Source organism: Sulfuricurvum sp., assembly GCF_049305995.1.
Lineage (GTDB): Bacteria > Campylobacterota > Campylobacteria > Campylobacterales > Sulfurimonadaceae > Sulfuricurvum.
In genome coordinates this window covers 1-2,102 of the sequence record NZ_JBAQPS010000192.1, presented here as the reverse complement: position 1 = coordinate 2,102, position 2,102 = coordinate 1, and the positions used below count along the sequence as shown (strand labels likewise).

At 37.2% G+C, this 2,102-nt stretch carries 2 protein-coding genes; one reads left to right on the top strand and one right to left on the bottom strand.

Going from position 1 to position 2,102, the window contains the following annotated elements; all coding sequences use genetic code 11:
* On the top strand, positions 1-1,248 hold a 1,248-nt coding region (locus WA010_RS06540; protein ID WP_422556338.1), incomplete at its 5' end, for a diguanylate cyclase.
* A gap of 12 nt (positions 1,249-1,260) precedes the next feature.
* Here WA010_RS06540 and WA010_RS06535 read toward each other — a convergent pair.
* Positions 1,261-2,102: cryptochrome/photolyase family protein (locus WA010_RS06535; RefSeq protein WP_422556337.1), on the bottom strand; the 842-nt coding region annotated here is incomplete at its 5' end.

Here is a 2,102-nt window from a genome sequence, read left to right as displayed (position 1 = left end):
CCGCAATGGTATCCGTTTGAAGCTATTGAGAATGGAAAGCACACGGGGATTGCGGCGGATGTCATACAGGGATTTGAATATAAACTGGGTATTTCGATCGAATTTATTCCGGTAGATTCATGGGATGAATCGCTTCAGCTTGCACAAAAACGGGAATGCGATATCCTTTCTTTAGCAGCAACGACACCAAGTCGGTTAAAATATTTAGATTTTACTTCTCCTTATATAACGTTGCCTATTGTTATGGTAACTACGATGGATAAACCATTTATCGGTAATATTGTAAACCTTACCACACAAAAATTGGCTGCAGTAAAAGGGTATGCCATTACAGAGAAGCTTAAAACAGCCTACCCAGAGCTTAGTATTATTGAGGTAAAAAATATTTATGATGGTCTTAAGATGGTTGAAAATGGTGAAGTTTATGGCTATATAGACAATTTGATGGTTGTTTCATCTTATATCCAAAAAGAATATACCGGTATTTTAAAAATATCTTCTCGCTTGGATGAAAAAATCGAGCTTGGTATCGCAACTCGTAATGATGAAACAGAGCTTCATACTATTTTTGAAAAATTGGTTGTACAGCTCGATGATGCAACAATGCAAGGTATTTACAATCGTTGGTCATCAACAATTGAACAAGTTGCATGGTTAGATAGATCACTCATTTGGAAATTTCTAGGTGTAGTGTTATTAGGAATACTTGCTTTTTCATGGCGTTATGTTATTTTAAAACGATATAACAAAAAACTCTTGGAACTATCAATTACAGATAAGCTTACCGGTTTATACAATCGCCAGAAAATAGATGAAATCTTAGTCTCAGAGTATCAAAAAGTTAATAGATACGATACCTATGATTGTAGTGTAATGATGATTGATATTGATTTATTTAAACATGTAAATGATACTAAAGGTCACCAAACAGGTGATCTTGTTTTACAAAAAATGGCAGTTATTTTTACTAATTCATTTCGTAGCACTGATATAATCGGACGATGGGGAGGCGAGGAATTTATCGTGATTTTACCGCACATTTCTCGTTCTCAAGCACTGAGTGCTGCTGAGAACCTTCGTCAAACAGTTGAAAAATATCCATTTGGATTAGATCATGCTCTAACAATTAGTATAGGGGTTGGAGGATTGATTAAAAATCAAAGTATCCATGAAAATATAGGGCGAATTGATGAAGCTCTTTATGAAGCTAAAAATAGCGGTAGGAATAAGTTGGTTTGTTCCAAATAACTTGAAAGCGTGCTATAGATTTTCGTAAAAATACTTTAATGCTTCTTTTGAACTGACTTTATGACTAACGATGGGATGCGGATAGTTATTGAGAACCAACAGATTCAAGACCTCTTCATTATGGAGTATTTGAGGAGAAATTGAACTCAATTCCGGGATCCATCGGTGAATATATTTACCTTCCGGATCAAATTTTTTCGCCTGGGTATAAGGGTTGAAAATTCGAAAATAAGGTTGCGGATCAACCCCCGTACCTGCACTCCATTGCCAGGAAAGAATATTGGAACTCGCATCGTAATCCATTAGATGTTTTGAAAAAAAATGCTCCCCCCATTGCCATGGCAACAAGAGATTTTTGGTAAAAAAAGAGGCGGTGATCATCCGTACACGATTATGCATTTGGCCTGTCTGCAAAAGCTCTCTTATTCCTGCATCAACAATTGGGACTCCTGTTTTAGCTGTGCAAAATGCATCAAAGGAGTCTATGTTTGGTATCCCTTTGAACGGATAGCGAAAATTACGTTCGTTGAGATGGGGAAAATGGACTAAAAGCATGGCGTAAAATTCTCGAAAGATGAGCTGTCTGAAAAAGGGCTCGGTATCAATCCCCACTTTTTTTTGTAGGCTTATCCATCTTAACACTGCACGAATAGAAACAGTTCCAAAACGTAAATCGCTGCTCAAACCGGAAGTTGTGTCTTGAGCCATAAAATCGCGTTGTTGAGCGTAATATTCGAGGTTAGCTGCGAACAACTCTAGTTTTGACTCAGGGGAGTGTTGTTGTTGATAGATTGAATTATGGACAAATCCGATTGATTCGAGCGTTATAGGTACCTTTACGTGCTCCATACACA